Here is a 2419-nt window from a genome sequence, read left to right on the forward strand (position 1 = left end):
CTACTGGACCCGCCACACCCGCAACACCGTCCGCTACCACCAAGCCACCCAAACCCTCACCACCCTCAACACCACCCTCCACCTCGAACTCGGCCCCCACCCCACCCTCACCCCCCACACCCCCCACACCACCCCCACCCTCCGCACCAACCACCCCGAACCCCACACCCTCACCACCGCCCTCGCCACCGCCCACACCCACGGCTTCCCGGTCGACTGGAAAGAGCTCCTGCCCGCCACCGCCGGCCGCGCGGACCTGCCGACCTACCGCTTCCAGCGCCGCCACTTCTGGTTCCGGGCGCCCAGGGCCTGGGCCCGGGAGGAGGACCTGGGCCTGCTCGGCACGGCGGTGGAACGCGCCGACGACGGCGCGCTGCTGTTCACCGGCGCCCTCGCCCCCGACCGCCACCCCTGGCTCGCCGACCATGTCATCGGCGGCCGGCCGCTGGTGCCGGGCAGCCTGTACGTCGACCTCGCGCTGCGGGCGGGCCTGCGGGCCGACACCCCCGTCCTCGACGAGCTCACCCTGCACGCCCCACTGCCGCTGCCGGAACGGGGAACCCTGCGCCTGCAGGTCTCGGTCGGCGCCGCTGACGAGGACGGCCGCCGCACGCTGACCGTCCACTCCCGGCCCGGCGACGACGGGCCGTGGGCCCTGCACGCCACCGGCGCCCTGCGGCCGGAGGAGATCGGCGGCGGGAACGCTGAGGCCGCGGCCACGGCCGGCGAGGGACCCTGGCCCCCGGCGGATGCCGAGCCGCTCGAGGTGGACGACGTCTACCGGCGGTTGCGTGAGCTGGGCTACGACTACGGGGCGGGCCTGCGCAATGTGCGGGCGGCCTGGCAGGACGGGGAGAGCCTCCTGGCCGAGGTCCACCTCGGCGCCGGCACCGACTCCGAGCGGGACCCGACCGCCGCCGGCCCGGCGGGGACACCGGCAGGGGCACCGGCGGGGACACCGGAGGCGGACGCTGCCGGTTCGGGCGGGGAGCCGTTCGCGCTGCACCCGGCCCTGCTCGACGCCGCCCTGCACCTGTTGCCCCTGCGGGACATCTCGCCCCTGCGGGACGCCGGGGCGGGCGGCGGAGAGCACGGCCCGCGGGTTCCGTTCGCGTGGGCCGGGGTCCGGCTCGCCGCCACGGGTGCGACCGCCGTCCGGGTCCGGCTGGTCCCGACCGGCGACGGCTCCGTCTCCGTCCTGCTCAGCGACCTGGACGGTGTGCCGGTCGCCTCGGCGCGGTCGCTCGCGCTGCGAGCCGTGCCGACGACCGTGGCCGCCGCGGCGGACGACGCGCTGTTCACCCTGGAATGGCGGCCGGTCACGGCGGCGCCGACCGACCCGGACCGTGCCTCCGCCAGTGGTTCTGCCGCGGACGGGGTCGAGGTGCGGCGGGTGGCGGGTGGCCGGCCGGCCGAGGCCGTGGCGAACGAGGCCCTGACACTGGTGCAGAACGTGCTGCGGGACGCCGCCGGCGCGGGGCAGGTGACCCGGCTGGCCGTCGTCACCTCCGCCGCGGTGTGGACCGGCACCGCCGATCCCGGCATCGAACCGGCGGTGGCCACCGCCTGGGGTCTGCTGCGCAGCGCCATGTCCGAGCACCCCGACCGGTTCCTACTGGTGGACACCGACGGCAGTCCGGCATCCGAGCGCGCCCTGACCGGCGCGCTGTCGTTCGCGCTGAGTTCCGGGGAGAGCCAGCTGGCGCTGCGCGGCGGGCAGTTGCTCGCGCCCAGGCTGCGGCGGCTCGCCACCCCCCCGGTTTCGGCCCCGGTTTCGGCCCCGGCCCCGGTTACGGCCACGGCCACGGCCACGCAGGAGGGGAGCGGGGACGAGGCCACCCGAGAGGACCAGGCCACCCGGCCCGAGCCGGGCACCGTCCTGATCACCGGGGCGACCGGTGCGCTCGGTGGCCTCATCGCCGAGCGGCTGGTAACCCGGCACGGGGTGCGCCACCTGCTGCTGCTCAGCCGCCGCGGCCCGGACGCCCCGGGCGCCGACACCCTGCTGGCGCGGCTGCGGGATCTGGGTGCCGAGCCCCGGCTGGTCGCCTGTGACACCGCCGACCGGGAGAGCCTGGCCGAGCTGCTGGCGAGCATCCCGGCGGAGCATCCGCTCACCGACGTGGTGCACGCCGCGGGAGTGCTGGCCGACGGCACCGTCGAGACCCTCACCCCCCGACACCTCACCACCACCCTCACCCCCAAAGCCACCGCCGCCACCAACCTCCACACCCTCACCCACCACCACCCCCTCCACACCTTCCTCCTCTTCTCCTCCATCACCGCCACCACCGGCACCCCCGGCCAAGCCAACTACGCCGCCGCCAACGCCTACCTCGACGCCCTCGCCCACCACCGCCACACCCACCACCTCCCCGCCACCAGCATCGCCTGGGGCCTCTGGAACCCCACACCCAGC

1 protein-coding gene is annotated in these 2419 nt (G+C 76.3%); it reads left to right on the plus strand.

What is annotated here, in order from left to right:
• Positions 1-2419, plus strand: a 2419-nt coding sequence (locus UG55_RS26690) for a type I polyketide synthase (RefSeq protein ID WP_128423218.1), incomplete at both ends; no start/stop codon positions are given.

The sequence above is a fragment of the Frankia sp. EI5c genome (genome assembly GCF_001636565.1).
GTDB lineage: Bacteria > Actinomycetota > Actinomycetes > Frankiales > Frankiaceae > Parafrankia.